This window comes from Nostoc sp., assembly GCF_036917975.1.
In the GTDB taxonomy this organism is placed as follows: domain Bacteria; phylum Cyanobacteriota; class Cyanobacteriia; order Cyanobacteriales; family Nostocaceae; genus Nostoc.
The window spans coordinates 175855-196226 of sequence record NZ_JBALEJ010000049.1; the positions used below are offsets into that span (position 1 = coordinate 175855).

The 20372-nt window shown below is 41.6% G+C and carries 19 protein-coding genes; 11 read left to right on the top strand and 8 right to left on the bottom strand.

Annotated elements, in window-relative coordinates:
- Positions 1-332: 332 nt before the first annotated feature.
- Together V7K76_RS21935 and V7K76_RS21940 are read right to left on the bottom strand one after the other, a co-directional pair.
- Positions 333-545 (bottom strand): hypothetical protein, encoded by a 213-nt coding sequence (locus V7K76_RS21935; RefSeq protein WP_334779713.1) that lies wholly within the window; start codon positions 543-545, stop codon positions 333-335.
- A 6-nt stretch (positions 546-551) separates the two neighbouring features.
- Entirely contained in the window at positions 552-1478 is a 927-nt protein-coding gene (locus V7K76_RS21940; RefSeq protein WP_334779712.1) for a DUF4349 domain-containing protein, read from the bottom strand.
- Positions 1479-1763: 285 nt separating this feature from the next.
- Here V7K76_RS21940 and ilvC point away from each other — a divergent pair, with 285 nt between their 5' ends.
- Both ilvC and glcD read left to right on the top strand, forming a co-directional pair.
- Positions 1764-2759 (top strand): ketol-acid reductoisomerase, encoded by a 996-nt coding sequence (gene ilvC / locus V7K76_RS21945; RefSeq protein WP_334779711.1) that lies wholly within the window; start codon positions 1764-1766, stop codon positions 2757-2759.
- A gap of 468 nt (positions 2760-3227) precedes the next feature.
- The gene (glcD, locus tag V7K76_RS21950; protein WP_334779710.1) at positions 3228-4700 is read left to right on the top strand and encodes a glycolate oxidase subunit GlcD; all 1473 of its coding nucleotides are present in this window, start codon (positions 3228-3230) and stop codon (positions 4698-4700) included.
- A gap of 419 nt (positions 4701-5119) precedes the next feature.
- On the opposite strand, the gene V7K76_RS21955 is transcribed toward glcD, so the two are convergent.
- A complete protein-coding gene (locus V7K76_RS21955) occupies positions 5120-6313 on the bottom strand; it encodes an FAD-dependent oxidoreductase (protein ID WP_334779708.1) in 1194 nt (397 codons plus the stop codon).
- Between the two features lie 256 nt (positions 6314-6569).
- Between V7K76_RS21955 and V7K76_RS21960 the strand changes: the two genes are divergently transcribed.
- The 5 genes from V7K76_RS21960 to V7K76_RS21980 all read left to right on the top strand — a co-directional run bounded on the left by V7K76_RS21960 (position 6570) and on the right by V7K76_RS21980 (position 11423).
- Positions 6570-7073 carry a hypothetical protein gene (locus V7K76_RS21960; RefSeq protein WP_334779706.1) on the top strand — a complete coding sequence of 168 codons (504 nt, stop codon included), beginning with the start codon at positions 6570-6572 and terminating at the stop codon, positions 7071-7073.
- Positions 7074-7078: 5 nt separating this feature from the next.
- The gene (locus V7K76_RS21965) at positions 7079-7363 is read left to right on the top strand and encodes a hypothetical protein (protein WP_334779705.1); all 285 of its coding nucleotides are present in this window, start codon (positions 7079-7081) and stop codon (positions 7361-7363) included.
- A gap of 400 nt (positions 7364-7763) precedes the next feature.
- The gene (locus V7K76_RS21970) at positions 7764-8273 is read left to right on the top strand and encodes a (2Fe-2S)-binding protein (RefSeq protein WP_334779704.1); all 510 of its coding nucleotides are present in this window, start codon (positions 7764-7766) and stop codon (positions 8271-8273) included.
- Complete coding sequence (locus V7K76_RS21975) at positions 8260-9237, top strand: FAD binding domain-containing protein (RefSeq protein ID WP_334779703.1); 978 nt, start codon at positions 8260-8262, stop codon at positions 9235-9237. The genes V7K76_RS21970 and V7K76_RS21975 overlap by 14 nt, the downstream gene beginning before the upstream one ends.
- Entirely contained in the window at positions 9234-11423 is a 2190-nt protein-coding gene (locus tag V7K76_RS21980; protein WP_334779702.1) for a xanthine dehydrogenase family protein molybdopterin-binding subunit, read from the top strand. The genes V7K76_RS21975 and V7K76_RS21980 overlap by 4 nt, the downstream gene beginning before the upstream one ends.
- A gap of 74 nt (positions 11424-11497) precedes the next feature.
- Here V7K76_RS21980 and V7K76_RS21985 read toward each other — a convergent pair whose 3' ends face one another.
- Complete coding sequence (locus V7K76_RS21985; RefSeq protein WP_334779701.1) at positions 11498-12160, bottom strand: class I SAM-dependent methyltransferase; 663 nt, start codon at positions 12158-12160, stop codon at positions 11498-11500.
- Between the two features lie 356 nt (positions 12161-12516).
- Between V7K76_RS21985 and V7K76_RS21990 the strand changes: the two genes are divergently transcribed.
- Positions 12517-13455 carry a phosphoribulokinase gene (locus tag V7K76_RS21990; RefSeq protein ID WP_334779963.1) on the top strand — a complete coding sequence of 313 codons (939 nt, stop codon included), beginning with the start codon at positions 12517-12519 and terminating at the stop codon, positions 13453-13455.
- On the opposite strand, the gene V7K76_RS21995 is transcribed toward V7K76_RS21990, so the two are convergent.
- Complete coding sequence (locus V7K76_RS21995; protein ID WP_334779700.1) at positions 13449-13736, bottom strand: hypothetical protein; 288 nt, start codon at positions 13734-13736, stop codon at positions 13449-13451. The two genes, V7K76_RS21990 and V7K76_RS21995, sit on opposite strands and share 7 nt — an antisense overlap.
- A 208-nt stretch (positions 13737-13944) precedes the next feature.
- Between V7K76_RS21995 and V7K76_RS22000 the strand changes: the two genes are divergently transcribed.
- From V7K76_RS22000 to radC, 3 genes are all read left to right on the top strand, one after another.
- Positions 13945-14247: a type II toxin-antitoxin system HigB family toxin gene (locus V7K76_RS22000; protein ID WP_334779699.1), complete on the top strand. Its 303-nt coding sequence runs from the start codon at positions 13945-13947 to the stop codon at positions 14245-14247.
- Positions 14228-14644, top strand: coding sequence for a helix-turn-helix domain-containing protein (locus V7K76_RS22005; RefSeq protein WP_334779698.1), 417 nt, complete (start codon positions 14228-14230; stop codon positions 14642-14644). The genes V7K76_RS22000 and V7K76_RS22005 overlap by 20 nt, the downstream gene beginning before the upstream one ends.
- A 132-nt stretch (positions 14645-14776) precedes the next feature.
- Entirely contained in the window at positions 14777-15508 is a 732-nt protein-coding gene (gene radC, locus V7K76_RS22010; protein ID WP_334779697.1) for a RadC family protein, read from the top strand.
- A gap of 158 nt (positions 15509-15666) precedes the next feature.
- Here radC and V7K76_RS22015 read toward each other — a convergent pair whose 3' ends face one another.
- The 3 genes from V7K76_RS22015 to V7K76_RS22025 all read right to left on the bottom strand — a co-directional run bounded on the left by V7K76_RS22015 (position 15667) and on the right by V7K76_RS22025 (position 20243).
- The gene (locus tag V7K76_RS22015; RefSeq protein ID WP_334779696.1) at positions 15667-16458 is read right to left on the bottom strand and encodes an SDR family NAD(P)-dependent oxidoreductase; all 792 of its coding nucleotides are present in this window, start codon (positions 16456-16458) and stop codon (positions 15667-15669) included.
- Positions 16459-16600: 142 nt separating this feature from the next.
- Complete coding sequence (locus tag V7K76_RS22020) at positions 16601-18076, bottom strand: PGAP1-like alpha/beta domain-containing protein (RefSeq protein ID WP_334779695.1); 1476 nt, start codon at positions 18074-18076, stop codon at positions 16601-16603.
- A gap of 157 nt (positions 18077-18233) precedes the next feature.
- Positions 18234-20243 (bottom strand): hypothetical protein, encoded by a 2010-nt coding sequence (locus V7K76_RS22025; protein WP_334951782.1) that lies wholly within the window; start codon positions 20241-20243, stop codon positions 18234-18236.
- Positions 20244-20372: the final 129 nt, after the last annotated feature.

Genomic DNA, 20372 nt, shown 5'->3' on the forward strand with positions numbered 1-20372 from the left:
GAACACAGAGAGAAGAGAAATAGAGAGGATTTTTGCGTCAGTTTTGGGATATTCTTTTATTTGGAAGTCCCCTAGCGCGAACACGCCACTTGCGAGCGAAAGCGCGTAGCGGGACGAAGTACGGTTTTAAACCTTCACTTTTTTGATATACTAAAAACAGATGATTGCTAGACTTTTGCCCAGGCAAAAATCTTTGTATATCAATACTCTTGGCGATTTTAAAACTAAAGCTGCAACCCGTCTTTAGTATAAACAAAACTTTTTAAGTAAAAGGTTCAAACCATAAAGGCTTAAAATATTTAACCGAATACCGTGGGTTTAAGTCCCCCAGTTCAATAACCAGCAAGTTTTGGGTCGGGGTCTAAATCCCCGGACGCTCGCAGGCTCGCTACCGCTTCGCTAACACAAAACTTAATTACGTTAGCGCAGCGTAAAGCCTTCTCTTTTAGAGACGCTAACGCGAACGGCATGGCTTCGCTTAGAGCGAGTCCGCGTTCGCGCAGCGTCTCGTAGAGAGCGTCATTTTGAATTTTGAATTGATTCATGCAGGTTCACTCAGAAGTAGTTGACCCTGGTGTTTGTGTCAAACGTGGGGAATGAGTTCGCCGCCAACGGGTAAAGCCATAGATAAGAGTAACAAAAATTAACAAATAGGGGCTGTAAACAATTAACCAAATACCCAGCTTGAGTAAGCCAACAGAAAATGCACTTAGAGAATGGGTAGAGTTGTTCCAAGTTTCCTGAACTTGCAAACCTAAGGCAGGTTGGGGACTAGTGCTAGAAACTGCTGCTTCTAAGTTCAGCGTAATAGTGGAATAAGCAACTTGATTTTTGAGGTTTTTCAGTTGGGCATCAATTTGTTCTATGGTTTGCCGGACATTACTCAGTTCTTGGGAAACACTAAGCACATCTCTAATAGAACCTGCCCGATCCATAATTTTTTGCAAATTGGCTTCAGTCTTTTGCAAATTGGTTAATCTAGCTTGGAAATCCACCAGGCGATCGCCCACATCTTCGGCAGTGATATTACGACTATTAACGGTGCCCAATTTAGCTAGTTCTTCTAGGGTAGGTTCCAGCCGATTTTCTGGTATCCGCAATTGGATGGTTGCTGTGTAACGCGGGTTGTCTTTTTTGGGTTGTTGTTGTTTCAACCCGATTAAATCCCCTTGCTGTTGATTGATAATTTGCGAAACAGCATCAACAGTCTTATCTACAGAGTTGACAGTCAAAGACATTGCTGCCTTTTTGATGAGTTGGGGACGAGAACGGGCTATTGGTGAAGTTTCCGCGTTTTGGGAAATACTGTTTTGACTAGCAGGTGCAGATACTGTATTTGCGGCGCTATCGGCTGCAATTTGAGGTAAAGCCTTATTTGCCAACCGATCGGAAGAGGCGCAACTGGTGAAAATCACCCCTCCCAATAACGCACTCATAAATAAAGCAGATGTACGCGGCAATTTAGTCGAAGTGTACATAATCTACCCCCAGATAGATGAAGTTAACCCCAGTATTACTGAACTAAAACTCAAAGCTTGTATTGTTGCGATTTATGTAACAGGATTGGGCATTGGGCATTAGTCATTGGGCAATAATTAATAGTTCTTCTTTCCCTGCTTCCTCATCTCCCCAATCCCTAGTCCCCAGTCCCCAATCCCCAGCCCCCAATTCAATATTTGACAGTTCAGCTGTGGTTACTCAATTTGAGGTACAATCTTAAGTCTGCAAATTAATGATGATGCTTGCTGACAGGAGATGCTTCTATGGCCCGGATGTATTATGACGAAGATGCCAATTTAGACCTTTTGGCTGGAAAAACTATCGCTATTATCGGCTATGGTTCCCAAGGTCATGCCCACGCTCTCAATCTCAAAGATAGTGGTTTGAATGTGATTGTGGGACTATATCCGGGTAGTAAGTCAGTTGCAAAAGCCCAAGCAGCTGGATTAACTGTGAAAAATGTTGCAGATGCCGCTAATGCTGCTGACTTCATCATGATTTTGTTACCTGATGAAGTCCAAAAAACGATTTATAAAAACGAGATTGAACCTAATCTAGAAGAAGGGAATGTGTTAGCTTTTGCTCACGGTTTCAATATTCACTTTGGGCAAGTTGTACCACCTGCTAACGTAGATGTGGTGATGGTAGCACCCAAAGGGCCGGGGCACTTGGTACGGCGGACTTATGAAAGTGGTGAAGGCGTACCAGCGTTATTTGCAGTTTATCAAGATGCCAGTGGTCAGGCACGCGATCGCGCCATGTCTTATGCTAAAGGTATCGGTGGAACTCGCGCCGGTGTTCTTGAAACTACTTTCCGTGAAGAAACCGAAACCGATTTATTTGGCGAACAAGCCGTATTGTGCGGTGGTTTGAGTGCTTTAATCAAAGCCGGATTTGAAACTTTGGTAGAAGCTGGTTATCAACCAGAATTGGCTTATTTTGAATGTCTGCATGAAGTCAAGCTGATTGTTGACTTGGTTGTAGAAGGCGGTTTAGCCAAAATGCGCGACAGCATTTCTAACACCGCTGAATATGGCGATTATACCCGTGGTCCGCGGATTGTTACCGAACAAACCAAAGCTGAAATGCAGAAGATTCTCAGCGAAATTCAATCTGGACAATTTGCACGAGAATTCGTTCTCGAAAACCAAGCTGGTAAACCAGGATTTACCGCCTTGCGTCGCAAAGAAGCTGAACACCAAATTGAAGAAGTTGGTAAAGATTTACGCGCTATGTTTAGCTGGTTGAAAAAGGCTTAAGCAAAGAATGTAGAGAATCAAACTTCTACTTTAGGGACTTCCAACAAATAAATTATCCAATCTTGTGGGGTGGACATCTTGTCCGCCCTTGACTATGGGCTTGTCGCCATTGGTGTCAACTTAACGTAAAGCCAGACTAGAATACCGATTTACTAATCATCAAAACCAGGTTTTTGTTTTGGCGAAGACCGTCTCCGAAAAAGAATGTAGAGACGTAGCAGTGCTACGTCTCTACAAGGGTTATGGGTAACGCATATTTAATTTCTGGAGATGTCTAATAGGTAATATTTGTAGATTATTCACTCGCTGTTGAGTTTCGATATTCAACGCACTTGTTAAGAGACATCGCACCTTCCGTACTCAAATTATGCGATCGCTTTTACTCACCCTTGACTGCTATTCTTGCAACAATAGTAATTAGAGCTATACTAACCAGCCTACAACATCTACCTTGAACTTTAAGAAACTATGCTTGCCCAAGATAAAAAACAACGCAACTGGAAACCCATTCTCAAAGCATTCGAGGCTATCCTTGGCAAAAATGGTGTGGTGCAACGCCGTGAAGAACTAATTACCTATGAATGCGATGGTTTAACTGGCTATCGCCAAAGTCCTGCTGTGGTGGTTTTACCCAGAACTACAGAACAAGTTGCCCAAGTTGTGAAGATATGCAATCAATATTCTATACCCTTCATCGCACGCGGCTCTGGCACTGGTCTATCTGGTGGTGCTTTACCAGTGAAAGACTCTGTTTTAATTGTTACTTCATTGATGCGGCAAATCATCAGCATTGACTTGGAAAATCAACGGACAGTTGTACAACCAGGGGTGATTAATAGTTGGGTAACACAAGCCGTTAGTGGTGCTGGATTTTACTACGCACCTGACCCTTCCAGTCAAATTATCTGCTCTATTGGGGGCAACATTGCCGAAAATTCTGGTGGGGTGCATTGTCTTAAATACGGTGTTACGACTAACCACGTTTTAGGATTAAAAATTGTCACACCAGAAGGGGAAATTATCGATTTAGGCGGACAAATCCCAGAAATGCCTGGTTACGATTTAACAGGTGTTTTTGTTGGTTCTGAAGGCACTTTAGGAATTGCCACAGAAATTACCTTGCGAATTCTCAAAAGTGCAGAATCAATTTGTGTGCTGTTGGCAGATTTTACTAGCATTGAAGCGGCTGGAGCAACTGTTTCTGACATCATCAGCGCCGGCATTATTCCTGGTGGGATGGAAATGATGGATAACTTCAGCATCAATGCAGTTGAAGATGTTGTTGCAACTAATTGTTATCCCCGCGATGCTACTGCAATTCTGCTTATAGAAATTGACGGTTTAGAAGTGGAAGTTGCAGGAAATAAGCAGCGAGTTACCGAAATTTGTAAAAAAAATGGTGCGCGTAATGTCACTTCTGCTACTGACCCAGAAACCCGATTGAAATTATGGAAAGGACGCAAAGCAGCTTTTGCGGCGGCTGGACATTTAAGCCCTGATTATTATGTACAAGATGGTGTAATTCCCCGGACTCAGTTGCCTTATGTTTTACATGAGATTGAGGCATTAAGTAAACAATACGGTTATCGTGTTGCTAATGTATTTCACGCTGGTGATGGCAATCTTCATCCGCTAATTCTTTATGATAATTCTGTGTCTGGGGCATTAGAGCAAGTAGAAGAAATGGGTGGAAAAATTCTCAAACTTTGCGTCCAAGTTGGTGGTAGTATTTCTGGCGAACATGGCATTGGTGAAGAGAAAAAGTGCTATATGCCACAGATGTTTAGCCAAGTTGATTTAGAAACTATGCAATGGGTACGGCAAGTTTTTAATCCTAAAGGGTTAGCAAATCCTGAAAAGATATTCCCCACACCACGAACTTGTGGTGAAGCTGCAAATGCATCGGCACTCAAACAATTTGAAGGTGTGGAAAGATTTTAATTTTATCGAAAGGTTTATTTACAGAATCACTAACAGTTGCTCATCGAAATCTTTGAAAAACTCAGGTTTACTTCTGTAACGTGAATTTGCTTGATTTCGATGATGCAGCCTAGCAATACGCTTGGGTTAAGGGTTATTGGTGTAAATAATTGGAGTCAGTAAGGTAAAATAGGAATTCAAAAATTTAATATTTCACTCTACCCTAAAAAGATAGTTGTCCATAAAAATTAACAATTTGATTAAGTTATGTTGATTTTGCGCGAATAATTCTCAATTATTCAACGAATTTATTGCGTTTCAGGGCTTGACTAAAAACAGTCACTTCTGATATTCTCAAATTACTCAATATAATTGGCGCTAGCTATGAGTTTTTCAACTAAGTCGCGCTCAAAGTAACTTTTTTGATACCATATTAAAATTTAACTTTTTACAGAGGGCTTGAAATCGTACACCCATTTGTGAAAATCATCATTAAGACTCGTTTGCCGTTCTTGCGTCTGCCCTGTAGATGCGGCGAAGTTAGTGTCGTAGTAACGCATTTCGCCTAAGGCGCTACGAGCTTGGATGATTTTCGTGCGCTCGATGCGAAGTTGTTCGTAGCTAGTCAGAACTGCTTGGAGATTCGCTGAATCAGCAAAACACTCTCGCAGTTGGTATGCATCTTCAAAAGTGGTATTGGCTCCTTGTCCCATAGCAGGTGCCATTGGATGGGCGGCATCACCTAAGAGTGTGACTCTGCCTTGACTCCATCTGCTTAATGGTGGGCGATCGCAAATCGGCCCTTCCCAAATTTGCTCGGCTGGTGTCGCTTCTACCACCGCTCGAAAGGATTCATCCCAGTCGGCTAATTCATGGAGAATACGGGACTTTACCTCATCGGCACTGTGAGAAAGGGAGTATTCAGGCGAGAATTTCCGACTAATCCAACTGGTATAACCGCCACCCACATTGAGAAGATACATAAACTGTTTATTGCCTTTGACAAAAACTAGTTCATAGTCATTAAATAGCTCGTGGCGATACTTGATGACGGCACGCCAACACATACTACCGATATAATTAGGCTTACCCTCGCCAAATAAAGTTTCTCGGATGACAGAGTTGACGCCATCAGCCCCAATCAGCAAATCTGTATGTACTGATTTTTCACCATCAAAATGAATTTCCACACCGTTTTCATCTTGCTCAAAGCCGATGCAGCGATGATTGAGGTGAATGATGTCAGATGGTAATCTTGATGCCAAGACTTGCTGTAGACGATACCACCAAATAGTCAACAATGGTTGTCCGTATTGCTCTAAATATTTAGTTGCGTTAGTTCGGATTGTTTCTCCTTGAATATTCTTTAAAACCGTGTGGTGAACTTCGCATCCTGAACTTTTGAGGGCTTCGACAATTCCCGGCGCGATCGCATCTAGGGAATTCAAGCCATTGGGGGCAAGTCCAAGTCCAGTTCCAGCCGGACGAAATTCTTGAGCTTTTTCGTATACTTGAACATCTATCCCTTGGCTTCTCAGTGCTATAGCAGCAGCTAAACCACCTGGGCCAGCACCGACAATAGCAACTTTGTCTACTATAGGTTTGGATAATTTCTCAGTTAGATTTGTGTTCATGTTTCTCAGGGGAATAGGGAATAGGGAACTGTTAACTGGGGAAAGAGGTAATATTAATCTACGATTGCTGCTGGTAACAAAAACTACATGCTCTCAGAATTTTTCGCGAATCTGACAACCTCGAATAAATACCATTACGTCAATTTTGGCGATAAATTAACTAAATTTGATTTTTAAATTTCATAAACTTACTGTAACAGAACTAAGCTTGCTGTATCATTTTTATATTCAAAAAAGATTGTGAAGAGGAGTTGGGATGAAATTTAAATCCGCTTCTGTATGTGTTGGTTTAAGCCTGCTGAGTTTTTCAGTCAGTTCATTGCCGCGTTTTGTAAATTCACCACAAGTCCTCGCCCAAGATGTTAGCGCTTCATGTCCTCTAGAATATGAAGTTGCCATTACCTTTCTGAATTCTAAATGTCAGGAAGTAAAAATAGAACAGCCTCAGACTTTTTATCGCTACTATAGTAACAGTGGAAATAAATACGGCAGGTATTTAACAGCTGACAAATATAAAACAAATGTAGAAGTCATCAAGAATTTAGCTCTAAATCAAGCATGGGGCAATCAAGCCACTAGGATAGAAACAATAACTTTACCCGCAGGAACGATAACTTATCAAGGCATTGTTGGTCCTCAAGCACCTGCGGAATGCTATCCAGGTGGTGGTCAACAGACATTTATTAAAGATTCAAAAGATCCAAATATCAAGTGGTCTGACGGAGAAAATATAGTTGTAGAAAAGTTTAGTTGTCCGTAAAAATCATGGGAACCAAAACAGAAGAATTTATCAAGCTGATCGATCGAGCCTCTGAGATTGCAGAACAGATGCTAAAAGATAAAAAACCTGAGCTTTTAGCACAGATAAACAGTGCGATCGCAGCCTTACAATCGATTAAAAGCCAGACATTGAATGGTAAACTTGAACCATCAGGAGGAACTTCAACCCTTGGTCTAGCTCATGGTGTGGCGGATTGGATTGAGCCGTTAGATTCGCCATTATTAAAAGCTGTCGGTGCAATCGAGGAATATTACCAAAAACAACTCTAAATTTTTGGGAACACGATATTAAGAAGTAAAAAATGAAAGGGAGTAGGGAGTAGGGAGTGGGGAGTAGGGAAACTAAGCAGGCTTTTCCGAAAAGCGGGGTTTCAACCAATATGCGATACAAGGATTTTTTCTCTGACGAGACGCTGTTCGCGTTCGCGCCACTTGCAGGCGTTAGCGTGTAGCGGGACGTTCGCGGTAGCGTCTCGTAGAGAAGTACAGCTTTAAACCTAAATCGAGGGCTAATTTCTTCCCCTATTCCCTACTCCCTACTCCCTACTCCCGCCCCGAAGAGATTGTAAAAATATTGATAAATTTCTTTGTTTATTTTAACTTTTAACTTGTTCAAGCCCCTAAATTTACTTTATGGGGATCATTAATTTTAAATTCGGAGCGAAGCGACGTGACCCAGGAATTGAAAATATTAGGTTTAGAGGAAGTAGAATTATCGTTGAATGTCAATAATGTTTCCTACACACTGAAGCTAGAACCTCGTGTTACTTTACTGGATGCAATACGCGAAAAGCTAGGTTTGATGGGCACTAAAAAAGCTTGCGATCGCGGTGAATGTGGTGCATGTACTGTATTAGTTGATAATCGGCGAATCAACTCTTGTATGACTCTAGCTGTAATGCACATCGGTAGTAAAATTACCACAATTGAGGGACTAGCACAAGATGGCAAACTCCATCCGATGCAAACAGCTTTTATTACCCATGATGCTTTTCAATGTGGTTACTGCACATCGGGTCAAATTGTCTCAGCCGTAGGGATGATATTGGAAGAATTACCAAAATCTGAGGTGGAAATTCGAGAAAAAATGAGTGGAAACCTTTGCCGTTGTGGAGCATACCCAAATATTATCGCGGCGATTCAGGATGTGCTAGAGGAAACAAAAAATGCAGCCATTTAGTTATGCTAAAGTAACTTCACAAGAGACTGCGATCGCAACAGTTGAGCAAGACAAGACTGCTGCATTTATTGCTGGTGGCACAGATTTACTCGGATTAATGAAAGATGGTGTCCAAACAGCGAATATATTAATTGATATTAATAGTTTGCCCCTAGCAGATATTGAATCACAGCCTGATGGAATCCGCATTGGTGCAATCTCTCGCATGAGTGATGTGGCTTTTCATCCCCAAATTCAAGAATTTTATCCAGTAATTAGCCAAGCTTTATTACAAAGTGCTTCACCACAACTAAGAAACATGGCAACAGTGGGCGGTAATTTACTGCAACGAGTCCGCTGTGGTTACTTTCGCGATCCGGTTTTTCCTTGTAATAAACATACTCCCGGTATCGGTTGTTCGGCAATTACAGGTTACAATCGAATGCACGCTATTTTCGGGGCGAGTGAACATTGTATTGCCGTTCATCCCTCAGATTTAGCTGTAGCCTTGACGGCATTAGATGCCGTGATTTGCATCCAAGGAGTAGAAAAAAATAGGCGAATTTCAATTCATGATTTTTATCTCTTACCAGGTGAGACGCCACAAAAAGAAACTCTATTACAGCCTGGAGAATTAATTGTTGCCATTGAAGTGGCTAATTCTGCTTATAAATCCCATTATTTAAAAGTTAGAGATCGTGCTTCCTACGAATTTGCTCTCGTTTCCGTAGCTGTTGCCTTAGATATAGAACAAAATATCATCAAATCAGCACGCATCGCTTTTGGAGGAGTAGCACCTAAACCTTGGCGTGCATGGGAAGCTGAGGAGTTATTAAAAGGGAAAGTAATTAACGAAGCTATCTTTACAGCCGCAGCCGAAGCAGCTGTTAAAGAAGCGAAACCGCAAACACACAATGAATTCAAAATTGAATTAGTCAAACGCGCTTTGGTACGCGCACTCTCAATTGTGGCAGAAAAATTATGAATAAAATTATCGGTAAACCACTCGATCGCGTTGATGGTAGGCTGAAAGTTACCGGAGAAGCACCTTACACAGCCGACGTGCCAATAGAGAATTTAACCTATGGAGTGATTTTTCAAAGTGCGATCGCCAGTGGTAAAATTATCCAAATAGACACATCCGCCGCCGCAGTCGCCCCTGGTGTGATAGATGTCGTTACTTACCAACAAACCCCATCTCTGGTAAAAATACCCTTCTTTGGCCCTCAACAACCCCAGCCAACGGAAAAAGACCATAATATCTACTACGATGGTCAACATCTGGGGATTGTAATTGCCAAAACTTTAGAACAAGCCGAAACTGCTGCCTCTAAGATAAAAATTATCTACGCAGAAGCCATTCCAACGCTCACAATGGCACATGCAGAGATATTTGAACCCGAATCAATATTTTTTGGCATCATGCCGGGTAAAATCACCAGAGGGGACATTGAATTGGGGAAAGCCCAGGCACATGTGCTGGTAGAGCAAGTATATACCACACCAATAGAACATCATAATCCCTTAGAACCTTCTGCAACGATCGCAATGTGGGAAGGGGATAATTTGACATTGTATGAAACCACTCAAGGCATTTCTGCAACCCAAACAGGGATCGCATCTGTTCTCAATATTCCTCAAGAAAATGTCCGTGTCATCTCCAAATATTTAGGCGGTGGATTTGGTTGTAAGGCGCTGCTGCGATCGCATACAATTCTAGCTGCCATTGCATCTCGTCAAGTAAAACGCCCCGTGAAAGTTGTGCTAACGCGATCGCAAATGTACACAGCTTGCGGCCACAGATCCCAAACTCAGCAGCAGCTAACCTTAGGTGCAACCAAAGAAGGTAAACTAACCCTGATCAATCACATTGGCACATCCTTAACTTCCCTCTTCGATGACTTTGTAGAACCTGTGGGTGCAGCCACAATCATGATGTACGCCTGTCCCAATTTGGAAATTAAATACCGTTTAGCACGTATCAATACTGCCACACCAACCTTTATGCGTGGCCCAGGAGAAGCCACGGGAATGTTTGCCCTAGAGTCGGCAATGGATGAACTGGCATACACCTTAAATACTGACCCAATAGAACTAAGACTAAAAAATCATGCAGATATCGATCCCCACAAAGGATTACCTTGGTCAAGTAAATCCCTAAAAGAATGTTACCAAAAAGGGGCAGAAATTTTTGGTTGGTCACAACGCAACCCAGTTCCCCGTTCTATGCGGGATAATCATTTTCTGATTGGTTGGGGAATGGCAAGTGCAACATTTCCCACCAACGTTCAAACAGCATCGGTAAGGGTAGAAATTTTTGCCACCGGAGAAGTGAAAGTACAAAGTGGTACTCAAGACATCGGTACTGGCACGTATACAGTGATGACGCAGGTAGCTTCGGAAGTATTAGGCTTACCAGTACAGTTTGAATTAGGTGATAGCAATCTTCCCAAAGCCCCGATTACAGGGAACTCAATTACCGTTGCTAGTGTTTCTCCGGCGGTGCATAAAGCCGCGATCGCCGCACGAGATAGAATAATTCAAATGGCGATCGCTGATTCTAATTCTCTGCTTTATCAATCTCAAGCAGAAGATATTACCGTTGAGTCAGGGCAAATATTTTTAAAACAAGATCCATCAAAGCGAGACAGCTATACCGATATTCTGCTTCGCCACGGATTAGAAAGTTTAGAAGTTACAGAGGAATCTTCACTCAACCCAGAAAGCAAAGAATACGCCAAACACTCATTTGGTGCAACGTTTGTCGAAGTTGCAGTTGATGAGTTGTTGGGAGAAATCAAAGTTAGACGTTGCGTAGGCGTTTATGGTGCTGGACGAATTCTCAACTTTAAGACAGCGCGGAGTCAAGTTATTGGCGGCATTACCTGGGGAATCGGCATGGCGCTGATGGAAAAAACTGTAATGGATATCAATCAGGGCAGAATAGTTGGTGCTAACCTTTCAGATTACCTGATTCCGGTTCATGCAGATATTCCCAATATAGAAGTGCAATTTGTTGAAGAACACGATCCTTATGTGAATACACTAGGAACCAAAAGCTTAGGAGAACTTCCGATTGTTGGGGTAGCTGCTGCCATATCTAACGCAGTTTATCATGCCACCGGTAAGCGGATTCGTGACTTACCAATTACGCCAGATAAGCTGCTTTGAAAAAGATTACACCAATTTGAACAAAAGGCAATTCTCAATAATCCAAAATCCAAAATCTAAAATCCAAAATGGTATTACTTCTTCAGTGCCAGAGTTAAACCATCTGCGATCGCAACTAAACTTAGACTAACTCGCTCATCTTGATGCAGCTTTTGATTAAAGGCACGAATTCTTTTAGTTCTATTATCCTGCACTTGGGGGTCAGCAACCCTACCTGACCAGAGGACATTATCGATGGCAATCAATCCCCCCGGACGCACTAATTGCAGCGATCGATCATAATAATCATCATAGTTCCTCTTATCTGCATCGATGAAAGCAAAATCAAAAGTTTCCGCTTCCTCAGTTGCCAGTAGCCGATCCAAAGTCTCCAAAGCTGGGGCAATATGCAGTTGAATTTTATCCGTCACTCCAGCTTCCTGCCAATAGCGTCGAGCGATCGTTGTAAACTCCTCACTAATATCACAGGCTACCACCTTACCATCTCTCGGTAACGCCAATGCCACCACCAAGGAACTATAACCTGTAAATACCCCAATATCCAAAGTTTTCTTCGCTCCCAACAACTGCACCAGTAACGCCAAAAACTGCCCCTGTTCGGGAGCAATCTGCATTCTCCCTATTGGATAATCGGCTGTTTCCTGTCTTAATTGAGTTAAAATTTCCGGTTCTCGCAGAGAGACTGACAGCAAATAATCATACAGGTTTTGTTCGAGTCCTAATGTTTTAGTTGTCATAAAATTGGGTATTGAGAATAGGGGACGAGTCTTTTTTACTCGTAAATGATTTTTTAAAATTCAAATTTGAAAACTCAAAATTAATACAGTGTAAGCATTTCATTGATTTTGAATAGGTGGTTTATTTACGCCGTGTTGTACTAGTTTTTATGCGTACAGATAACTCTAACAATCATGTAAATTATAAATTATCATGCAAAAAGCGTGGTTTACCGCCGTAGGCATCGCACAAACATTTTATGTGTAGAGATATTGCATAGCAAGTCTTTATTTGAGTTACTTGCTTAAACCCTTCTAGAATAAAAACTATTGTGGGTATTTTATTACTAAATTTGTTTTTATTGTGGGAGGTTATGATGAGCCGTCCAATCATTCTTGGTATTGTCGGCGACAGTGCGGCTGGTAAAACAACACTAACGCGAGGAATCGCTCAAGTACTCGGCCCAGAAAATGTCACGCTCATTTGTACAGATGATTATCACCGTTACGATCGCCAACAACGTGCAGAAATTGGTATTACTGCCCTCCACCCGGACTGCAACTACTTGGATATTATGCAGCAACACCTATCGTTGCTACGTACAGGACAGCCAATTCTGAAGCCAGTTTACAGCCATAAAACCGGTACATTCGAGCCACCACAGTATATCAAGCCCAGTAAATTTGTGATCATTGAGGGATTACTCGGTTATTCTACTCGTGCCGCCCGTGACTCTTACGACGTAAAAGTTTACCTTGCACCGCCTGAAGAACTACGCGCGAAATGGAAAGTCAAGCGAGACACCCAAAAGCGCGGTTACACTGCTGAACAAGTGCTAGCGGAACTAGAAAAGCGTGAACCAGACTCAGCACAATTTATTCGTCCGCAGCGACAATGGTCTGATATAGTCATTAGTTTCTATCCACCCGCTGAGAATGATGATGAAATCAATGGACATCTGAATGTCCGTCTGGTATTACGTCCGACAATTCCCCACCCAGATTTTACCGAGATTATCAACTCTGGCTATGGTAATTCTGACTCAGCAATCCGCTTGGGGCTAGACAGAGATATGAGTAAACCTGTAGATGTTTTAGAAGTTGATGGTCATGCCACCTTAGAACAAGTGAATAAGCTAGAGCATATTATTTGTTCTGATATGCCCCATTTACGAAATATTTGCGATCGCGAAAGTAATCCCGAACTGGGTAAAATTGCTGGTACAACTGGAGAAACATTGCAAAGTTATCCTCTCGCACTCACCCAGTTAATAATTACCTACCACATGCTGAAAGCAACTCAAATTTATCAGTAATCAGCGAAGATGAAGGGGTTTAATGGGTTTGTGTAGAGGCAAACCCGCTTGTTGTCATAAGCTTCAATTTGCCAACTTTCTCCGACAATTGCAATACCTCCCCTTGTCACAGTGGAATCGGCAAGTGTGAATCGGCGAATCAGCACAAATGGCTCTGCGGGTTCGGGAACGCCGAAGCGCTTTTGCAGATCGTTACCGACTTCTTGAATTTTAGAGTCAATAAAACCTTTGAGATTGTTGAATAAATCATCGAACATAGCGTAGTTTACCGCCGTAGGCATCGCCTATGGTAGCAGGTACATAATTGCACTTATTAAACTTGGTAACAAGTATATTTTCACTGAAAGTCTACTGTCATTAGGGGTAAAGCGAAAAATCTAATCATTTAACTATTGACATCAACTTAGCAAATTGCTAAGTTTTAATAACTACGGTTTGACACTTCGAGGGACATTCTTATGAGCTTTATTTTGAAAAAATTCATTTATTATGCATATTATTTCCAATACAGCACTAAAACTTTTTTATCAAAAGTATCCCGATGCTGAATCTAGTTTACGTGGTTGGAACAAAATTGCAAAATTAGCCAAGTGGCAAAATATACTTGAAGTTCACCAAGCTTTTAACTCTGCCGATCCAGTAGGTGAGCTTACAGTTTTTAATATTCAAGGAAACAAGTATCGCCTTATTACCTATATTGACTATCAAAGTCAAAAAGTATTTATTCGCAACGTATTAACTCATACAGAGTACGATACAGAGAAATGGAAAAATGACCCTTGGTTTAAATAAACGTCCTACCTACATTGAACTGCTGCAAGCATTTCCTCCTCGTCCTATCAAGACTGAGGATGAGTTATCTGCTACCCAAAAAGTTATTAATTCTTTGATAGATAGCGCTCCATTAACATTGGATGAAAAAGATTATCTTAATATTTTAGGCACTCTAGTTTACGAGTTTGAACAAACGCAAGAGCCTGTGCCTGATATTTATGGAATAGATTTACTTCAGGTTTTGATAGAAGAAAATGGGCTACTTCAAAAAGATTTAGTACCCATTTTCAAAACAGAATCTATTATATCGGCCATATTGAAAAAGCAGCGTAAATTAACAACTAGACACATTGAAGAACTCGCGAAATTTTTTCATATTTCACCTGCTGCTTTCTTCCCAAATAGTCTTGAGTAACTTGGTATAAGATATATAGAAATAGAGAAAATTTCCTAAAATTAAAGATTTTCTCAAATAATGATGATTTTGAGAGCAAACGAGGGATAACTAAGGATAGTTCTATGTGTGGTGCTATTTTCTTAGTTTAATATGACCTATTGCCTCAGAATTGCCGATATACCTACAAATGAGCGTCCGCGTGAGCGATTAATGACGCATGGAGCGAAAATTTTAGCCACAGCAGAGTTAATTGCAATTCTTCTAGGCACTGGTCAAGGGCCAGGAAAACTATCTGCTGTGGGTTTGGGACAATATATTTTGAGCGAATTAGGCAAACACCAACGCGATCCTTTGGCAGTTCTGCGAGAAGTTAGCCCCGCAGAGTTGATGCAAATTTCTGGTGTTGGCCCGGCGAAGGCGACAAGTATTTTAGCAGCAATTGAATTAGGTAAACGCGCCTTTCAATCTCGTCCAAATGATGGCACATTAATTGATAGCCCACTTGCGGCTGCTGCTACCCTTAGCCAAGATTTGATGTGGCAGACACAAGAACGTTTTGCAGTGGTGCTGTTAGATGTCAAGAATCGTTTACTGGGTACGCAAGTAATTACCATTGGTACTGCAACTGAAACCCTCGCCTCTCCCCGTGATATTTTTCGAGAAGTTATTCGCCAAGGCGCAACGCGGGCAATAGTTGCCCACAACCATCCTTCTGGGAACCTTGAACCCAGCCAGGAAGATATAGAATTGACGCGTCAGTTATTAGCAGGGGCGCAGCTTTTGGGCATTCCGGTACTAGATCATTTGATTTTGGGTAATGGCAATCATCAGAGTTTACGGGAAATAACAACCTTGTGGGATGAACATCCACAGGGAGATTAAAATAATTCGTAATTTGTAATACTCGCCTCCGGCGAGAAGCAAGCTACGTAATTCGTAATTAAAGACTTGTGAGAATTGCAAACGGCAGATTCCCGACTTCTTTAAGAAGTCGGGAATCTTGTTTCTGCGCGTTTGATTTAGGATTGCTATGTTACAACTTACTTGCTTTCCTGCATATTTCTGACCATTTTAGTCACTAGCTTTCTGGGAGTAAATCTTACAGATTCAGCGAGGAGCTTATTTTTAATTCCAGGAACAATAACAGTTTTGTTTTCAAATAAACCACGATAGCCGATTTCGGCTACCGCTTCCGCAGTCATAATTTTTTGACCGCTTACCAACTTTGAGTCTTCCATTGCGGCTCTTTGTTGAAAACCGGATTCGGTAGGCCCTGGACAAAGGGCTGTTACAGAAACGCCTGTACCTTCTAATTCATTAGCGATCGCTTCTGAGAACGATAAGACATAGGCTTTACTAGCGTAGTATACTGCCATCAGCGGCCCTGGCTGAAAAGCAGCAGTCGAAGCCACATTTAATATTTTTCCAGACCCCCGCTTAACCATACCCTTGAGGAATAACTTGGTTAAATGTGTCAGACATAAGACATTGACCTGTAGCAATTGCAATTCAGCATTCAAGTCAATTTCGTGAAATAATCCGTAGGTAGCAAAGCCAGCATTATTTATCAGCACATCAACTCTAATTGATGCTTGTTCTAGCTCAGTAAAAATTTCTTCTGGGGCTGATGGATTAGATAAATCCTTGGAAATAACTTTGACATCAATGCCAAATTTCTTTTTAAATTCATCAGCGATTTTATTCAGCTTGTCCACGCTTCTAGCTACCAACACAAGATTGTAACCATCCTGAGCAAATAACTTCGCGAATTCATAACCGATGCCGCCAGATGCACCCGTAATTAGAGCCGTTTGTTTGCGATTACCTTGCATAATTTTTCCTTTGTTAACTGCTTCAAAACAAATGAATCATTAGTAACCTAACGTTCTTTAATGACCCTCGCTATAGGAAAGTCTAAAATCTTTATCCAGGTAGATTTTGGTCACTCACTAGGCTTCTTATGAAAAATGACATTTATTTCCATTGGGAAATTTCTAAGCGAACTGCCGCATTTGTTCCTAAGACTTTTTGCCCCCGTTCAGGTAAAGAAACATAAGCAACATATACATCTGAACTGGATTCTGGATTGGGAGTTAAGTCTATTACTGGCTCTTTTTGATCGGAATTCCAACTATAGGTAGCTTTGTAAGTGTTATTTGATGCGGCAACATCGGTAATTAAATAGTCAGACCACAGAGGTACTTGGTCGAGATGACTGTCACGCAACCAATTTGTCTCTTGTTTTGTAAAAGAATGCAGTGCTAAACGCAGAGCATATCTACAGGTATTATCATCACTAGCTGAATTTCTGGGGATTAAGAAAGCTGTAAACAGGGGAATAGGTTTATCTGTTCTGAGTAACTCTTGGGTGATTGGGCAATAATGAGCGATCGCTTGCTCATATATAGCAATAGGAAGACCACGCAAAGCAACCCTAGTTTCCAGTTGATAAAAATTATTGTCCTGGTCTTTTAACTCAATATTGCTCAGAGATAGTTTTACCTGGATATCACCAAACAAAAAGCGTTGTAAATTTTGATAACCTTCTTCTGAGTTGACTATGCCATAACGCCCACCATGAGAACGGTGAACATAAGCACGATGAGATCCTGTGATGTAAGCTTTATCGATTTGAACTAGACCATCACTTTTCACCCCTACAGCCTTTTGTGAAATACCAAAAAGTTCTTCATAATCATGTGCATTAGTACCGATTAGAGAAAAAACGCGGTTTGGCGGGAATGCATCTTCTAGGCTTTGTAGTTTTTCTAGCTGAAAGTCATCGGGTAACTCATTTGTTGGATCGTTGGCTTTAGGTGTTAAATACTGGTACATTCTCTGGGGGCCAAAGTCATCAGAATTATTTAATTTAAACTTGTCTCTAAGACTTTCGATTAAGCCACTTCCAATCTCAAAATAAATACCACCATGAGGTGTAGCGTAGGTAAATAATTTGTCAATGTGATCCACAGCTTGCTCACCTTGATCTGGATAAATCTTTTGAATCAAGCTACGACAAACAAGACCTCCCATTGAGTGAGCAACAAGATAAATTTTGTCAGCACCCGTCGTTTTCTTAACATCATCAATCAGTGTTCTTAAACCCTCAGCTATCTGCTCCATTTCCTGTCTGACTACACTTGAAGAGTTAAAACTAGGTGTAGTTACATCATAAAATCGGTAGACCCAAATAGTTTTATTAAGTTGTCCAGATAATCTTTTAATTTGATTGCTCACATTTTGATTGTCAACAATCGGTTGATAACCATGATCGGTCATTAGCCGCAGTAATGGACTCTCGAAAAAAAACTTCTGGGGATTTTCGTTCTCATCTACTCGAATATGGGTTGAACCATTATTGAATCCATAAAATGGATCGTCAACTACATGCTCAACATCTTTTTGTGTACCTGCATATCCACGAACGAAGATGATTGGTAAATACTGCATATATATCCCCGCTATGTAATAAATATTTTTGCTCGTTCCCAGTTTTAACCTGGGAACGAGTGCAGAGTATTCAGACAAGTTGTTTTAGTACAAAATTTGATCAATTCGTAGTGAATTCTCTGTGCCTCTGGAGCATTTAAAACACTACGAAGCTGTACTAGAAGGTTTTCACAAACTCAATTAGGGCCTTCTTATCTTTATCTGGGAGATCGGAACCAAAATAGTGACCCTCATCTTCCACGAAGTCAGGAGATTTGTTGGCTCTTAAAAGCACACGTGCCAACTTACTCTTAATTCCTCCACCTGGTTTCAAGTCTTGGAAAAGGCTGCTGAGATTGAGAGATGTAATTGCCTCTCTAATATTGATGCTTGCCAGCAAATTCACAGGCGTACCTTTAGGAACAGGAATTCTAAATCTCGGATTCGGATCTCCTGGGGGAAGCTCTAATTTCGTATCTTTAGATGTCCTGCTGATAATTCCCTCGCGCTTTTCAGGCCAGAGTAGCTTTTCCATTGCATCCGTATAGGCTTCTACACGTCCTTTCACTGAAGGATCTTCGTTGTAAAGTCCTAGTGTGTTGTTGTGAAGAAGTGGTGCTGTTGCCCAAATACTTACTAGCGAAGGTGTACGATAATATCCCAAACCGCCGTCTGGTATTTTAAATTCGATGGGTTTTTTCTCATCAAAGGGGTTGTACAGCGTCAAAGTACCTGGTGATGGCAGTTCTTTGTAAGTCTTGGATGAGAACTGATCCCAAATATGCCCCTTAGTGGCATTTGTTCCTAGCGATCGCGCCGCATTAGTACCAATTAGGGTAACTGGATAACGCTGGTCATCAGACAAAAAGTTGTGGTCTAAAAAGTTACTACTGAGTACAGACTCTTCATACCATTTCTGAGCCTGTTCGGGGTCAGCAGCAATTTCAGCAGGTGGCTTTTTGCTGGAATGGCAACTAGCACAAGTGCTGGCAAAAACCAGTTTGCCACGTTTGAGAACTTCCTCGTCTTTAGTTAAGAAGTCTTCACCATCAGGTGCATCTTTTAGGTGCAGCGGCTTGATGGTTTTCAAGAATGCTTCGGCATCAGCCATACGTGCTTCTGTCTGTCTCCAGCCTTCGCAGTCTTTCCGCGCCTTGGCGATGTCAAAAGGTTTTTGGGGAGTTCTGCCTAATAAAGGTTCATGGAGACTTGTCCAGTAATCGCCACACATCCCAATGTTGACGTAAACCCGTAGTGAGGCATTTGCCACTCCTGTGGAGTCTGCACCATCCTTGAGAATATGATTCACATCCTTGGTTGAACCATCGTTCATCACCTCTGGATATTTGGGGCGATCGCCTAAATTAAAAATGGCATTGATCGCATTCGGATTGTTGATGTGATCGGTAGCAATTCGAGAAGTATCAGAAGTCCCAGGTTGTTGAGAGTCAAGTACTTGCTTAATAAAACTATTTTCCCCAACGCTGGTTCCAAAGAATTTGTTTTCCTTGATGTACTGATTACCCAATGCTGGTACGAGGTTTTCCCATTTTGGATGTTCCTTGTCTTTGGGTGGGTTGAGGGGATCTAACGCCACGTGACAGATGGCGCAAGACTGCCCAATTAAGTAGGGAGGCTCGACTTGTGAGGTTTTGAAATATTCCTCAGAGTTCCATTTTGCTTGGTCGAAGTTGGGATTGGGGAACTTACGCAACCCAATAACACCACTTGAGAGCGGGTCTTTACATTTATCTAGCCGCAACCCGTATTCATCTTTTTCTGTGGATTTTTCACATCCAGGATCGTTAATTGCGCCATATAACTCAAATCGCTTGTCATGCTCTTTTGAGTCAATCAGCTTTAGCAGGTCAGCACCACCATTTGTCCGTTTCGCTAAATCACGATAGTACTTATCATTACCGCCAGTCCATAAGTACCAGGTGCAACGACCCCGTTTTTCGGCATCTGTCAAATTCTCCTTTGTGTACTCCGGGAGATAACCGATACCCTCGCAGTTATCAGGGTATTCGCTTACACCAGTGTCAGAGTACTTGTTACTTATGGGCGCAGGTGTTTCACTATACTCATCAGCTAGGGCTGTAGGCGTTCCATAAAAGCCGCAGACTATAAACATAGTCACGAACAGAAGGAGCAGACAGCCCTTAAAAATTAGACTTGTCTTTTTCATAAAACTCTCTGGTTGTAACCCCTAAACCTTCTCCATTGCACCTCACGTTTGCAGAGGCACACTAATGCTTCATCACTAATTTCCCATTTTCCAGATTTAGTCTTGGGATATTTTGATGATTTAAAATGT

Excerpts from the sequence above, each read along its gene's own strand:
- V7K76_RS21935 (WP_334779713.1), bottom strand. The coding sequence starts at position 545 with ATGAATCAATTCAAAATTCAAAATGACGCTCTCTACGAGACGCTGCGC.
- V7K76_RS21940 (WP_334779712.1), bottom strand. The coding sequence starts at position 1,478 with ATGTACACTTCGACTAAATTGCCGCGTACATCTGCTTTATTTATGAGT.
- ilvC (WP_334779711.1), top strand. The coding sequence starts at position 1,764 with ATGGCCCGGATGTATTATGACGAAGATGCCAATTTAGACCTTTTGGCT.
- glcD (WP_334779710.1), top strand. The coding sequence starts at position 3,228 with ATGCTTGCCCAAGATAAAAAACAACGCAACTGGAAACCCATTCTCAAA.
- V7K76_RS21955 (WP_334779708.1), bottom strand. The coding sequence starts at position 6,313 with ATGAACACAAATCTAACTGAGAAATTATCCAAACCTATAGTAGACAAA.
- V7K76_RS21960 (WP_334779706.1), top strand. The coding sequence starts at position 6,570 with ATGAAATTTAAATCCGCTTCTGTATGTGTTGGTTTAAGCCTGCTGAGT.
- V7K76_RS21965 (WP_334779705.1), top strand. The coding sequence starts at position 7,079 with ATGGGAACCAAAACAGAAGAATTTATCAAGCTGATCGATCGAGCCTCT.
- V7K76_RS21975 (WP_334779703.1), top strand. The coding sequence starts at position 8,260 with ATGCAGCCATTTAGTTATGCTAAAGTAACTTCACAAGAGACTGCGATC.
- V7K76_RS21980 (WP_334779702.1), top strand. The coding sequence starts at position 9,234 with ATGAATAAAATTATCGGTAAACCACTCGATCGCGTTGATGGTAGGCTG.
- V7K76_RS21985 (WP_334779701.1), bottom strand. The coding sequence starts at position 12,160 with ATGACAACTAAAACATTAGGACTCGAACAAAACCTGTATGATTATTTG.
- V7K76_RS21990 (WP_334779963.1), top strand. The coding sequence starts at position 12,517 with ATGAGCCGTCCAATCATTCTTGGTATTGTCGGCGACAGTGCGGCTGGT.
- V7K76_RS21995 (WP_334779700.1), bottom strand. The coding sequence starts at position 13,736 with ATGCCTACGGCGGTAAACTACGCTATGTTCGATGATTTATTCAACAAT.
- V7K76_RS22000 (WP_334779699.1), top strand. The coding sequence starts at position 13,945 with ATGCATATTATTTCCAATACAGCACTAAAACTTTTTTATCAAAAGTAT.
- V7K76_RS22005 (WP_334779698.1), top strand. The coding sequence starts at position 14,228 with ATGACCCTTGGTTTAAATAAACGTCCTACCTACATTGAACTGCTGCAA.
- radC (WP_334779697.1), top strand. The coding sequence starts at position 14,777 with ATGACCTATTGCCTCAGAATTGCCGATATACCTACAAATGAGCGTCCG.
- V7K76_RS22015 (WP_334779696.1), bottom strand. The coding sequence starts at position 16,458 with ATGCAAGGTAATCGCAAACAAACGGCTCTAATTACGGGTGCATCTGGC.
- V7K76_RS22020 (WP_334779695.1), bottom strand. The coding sequence starts at position 18,076 with ATGCAGTATTTACCAATCATCTTCGTTCGTGGATATGCAGGTACACAA.
- V7K76_RS22025 (WP_334951782.1), bottom strand. The coding sequence starts at position 20,243 with ATGAAAAAGACAAGTCTAATTTTTAAGGGCTGTCTGCTCCTTCTGTTC.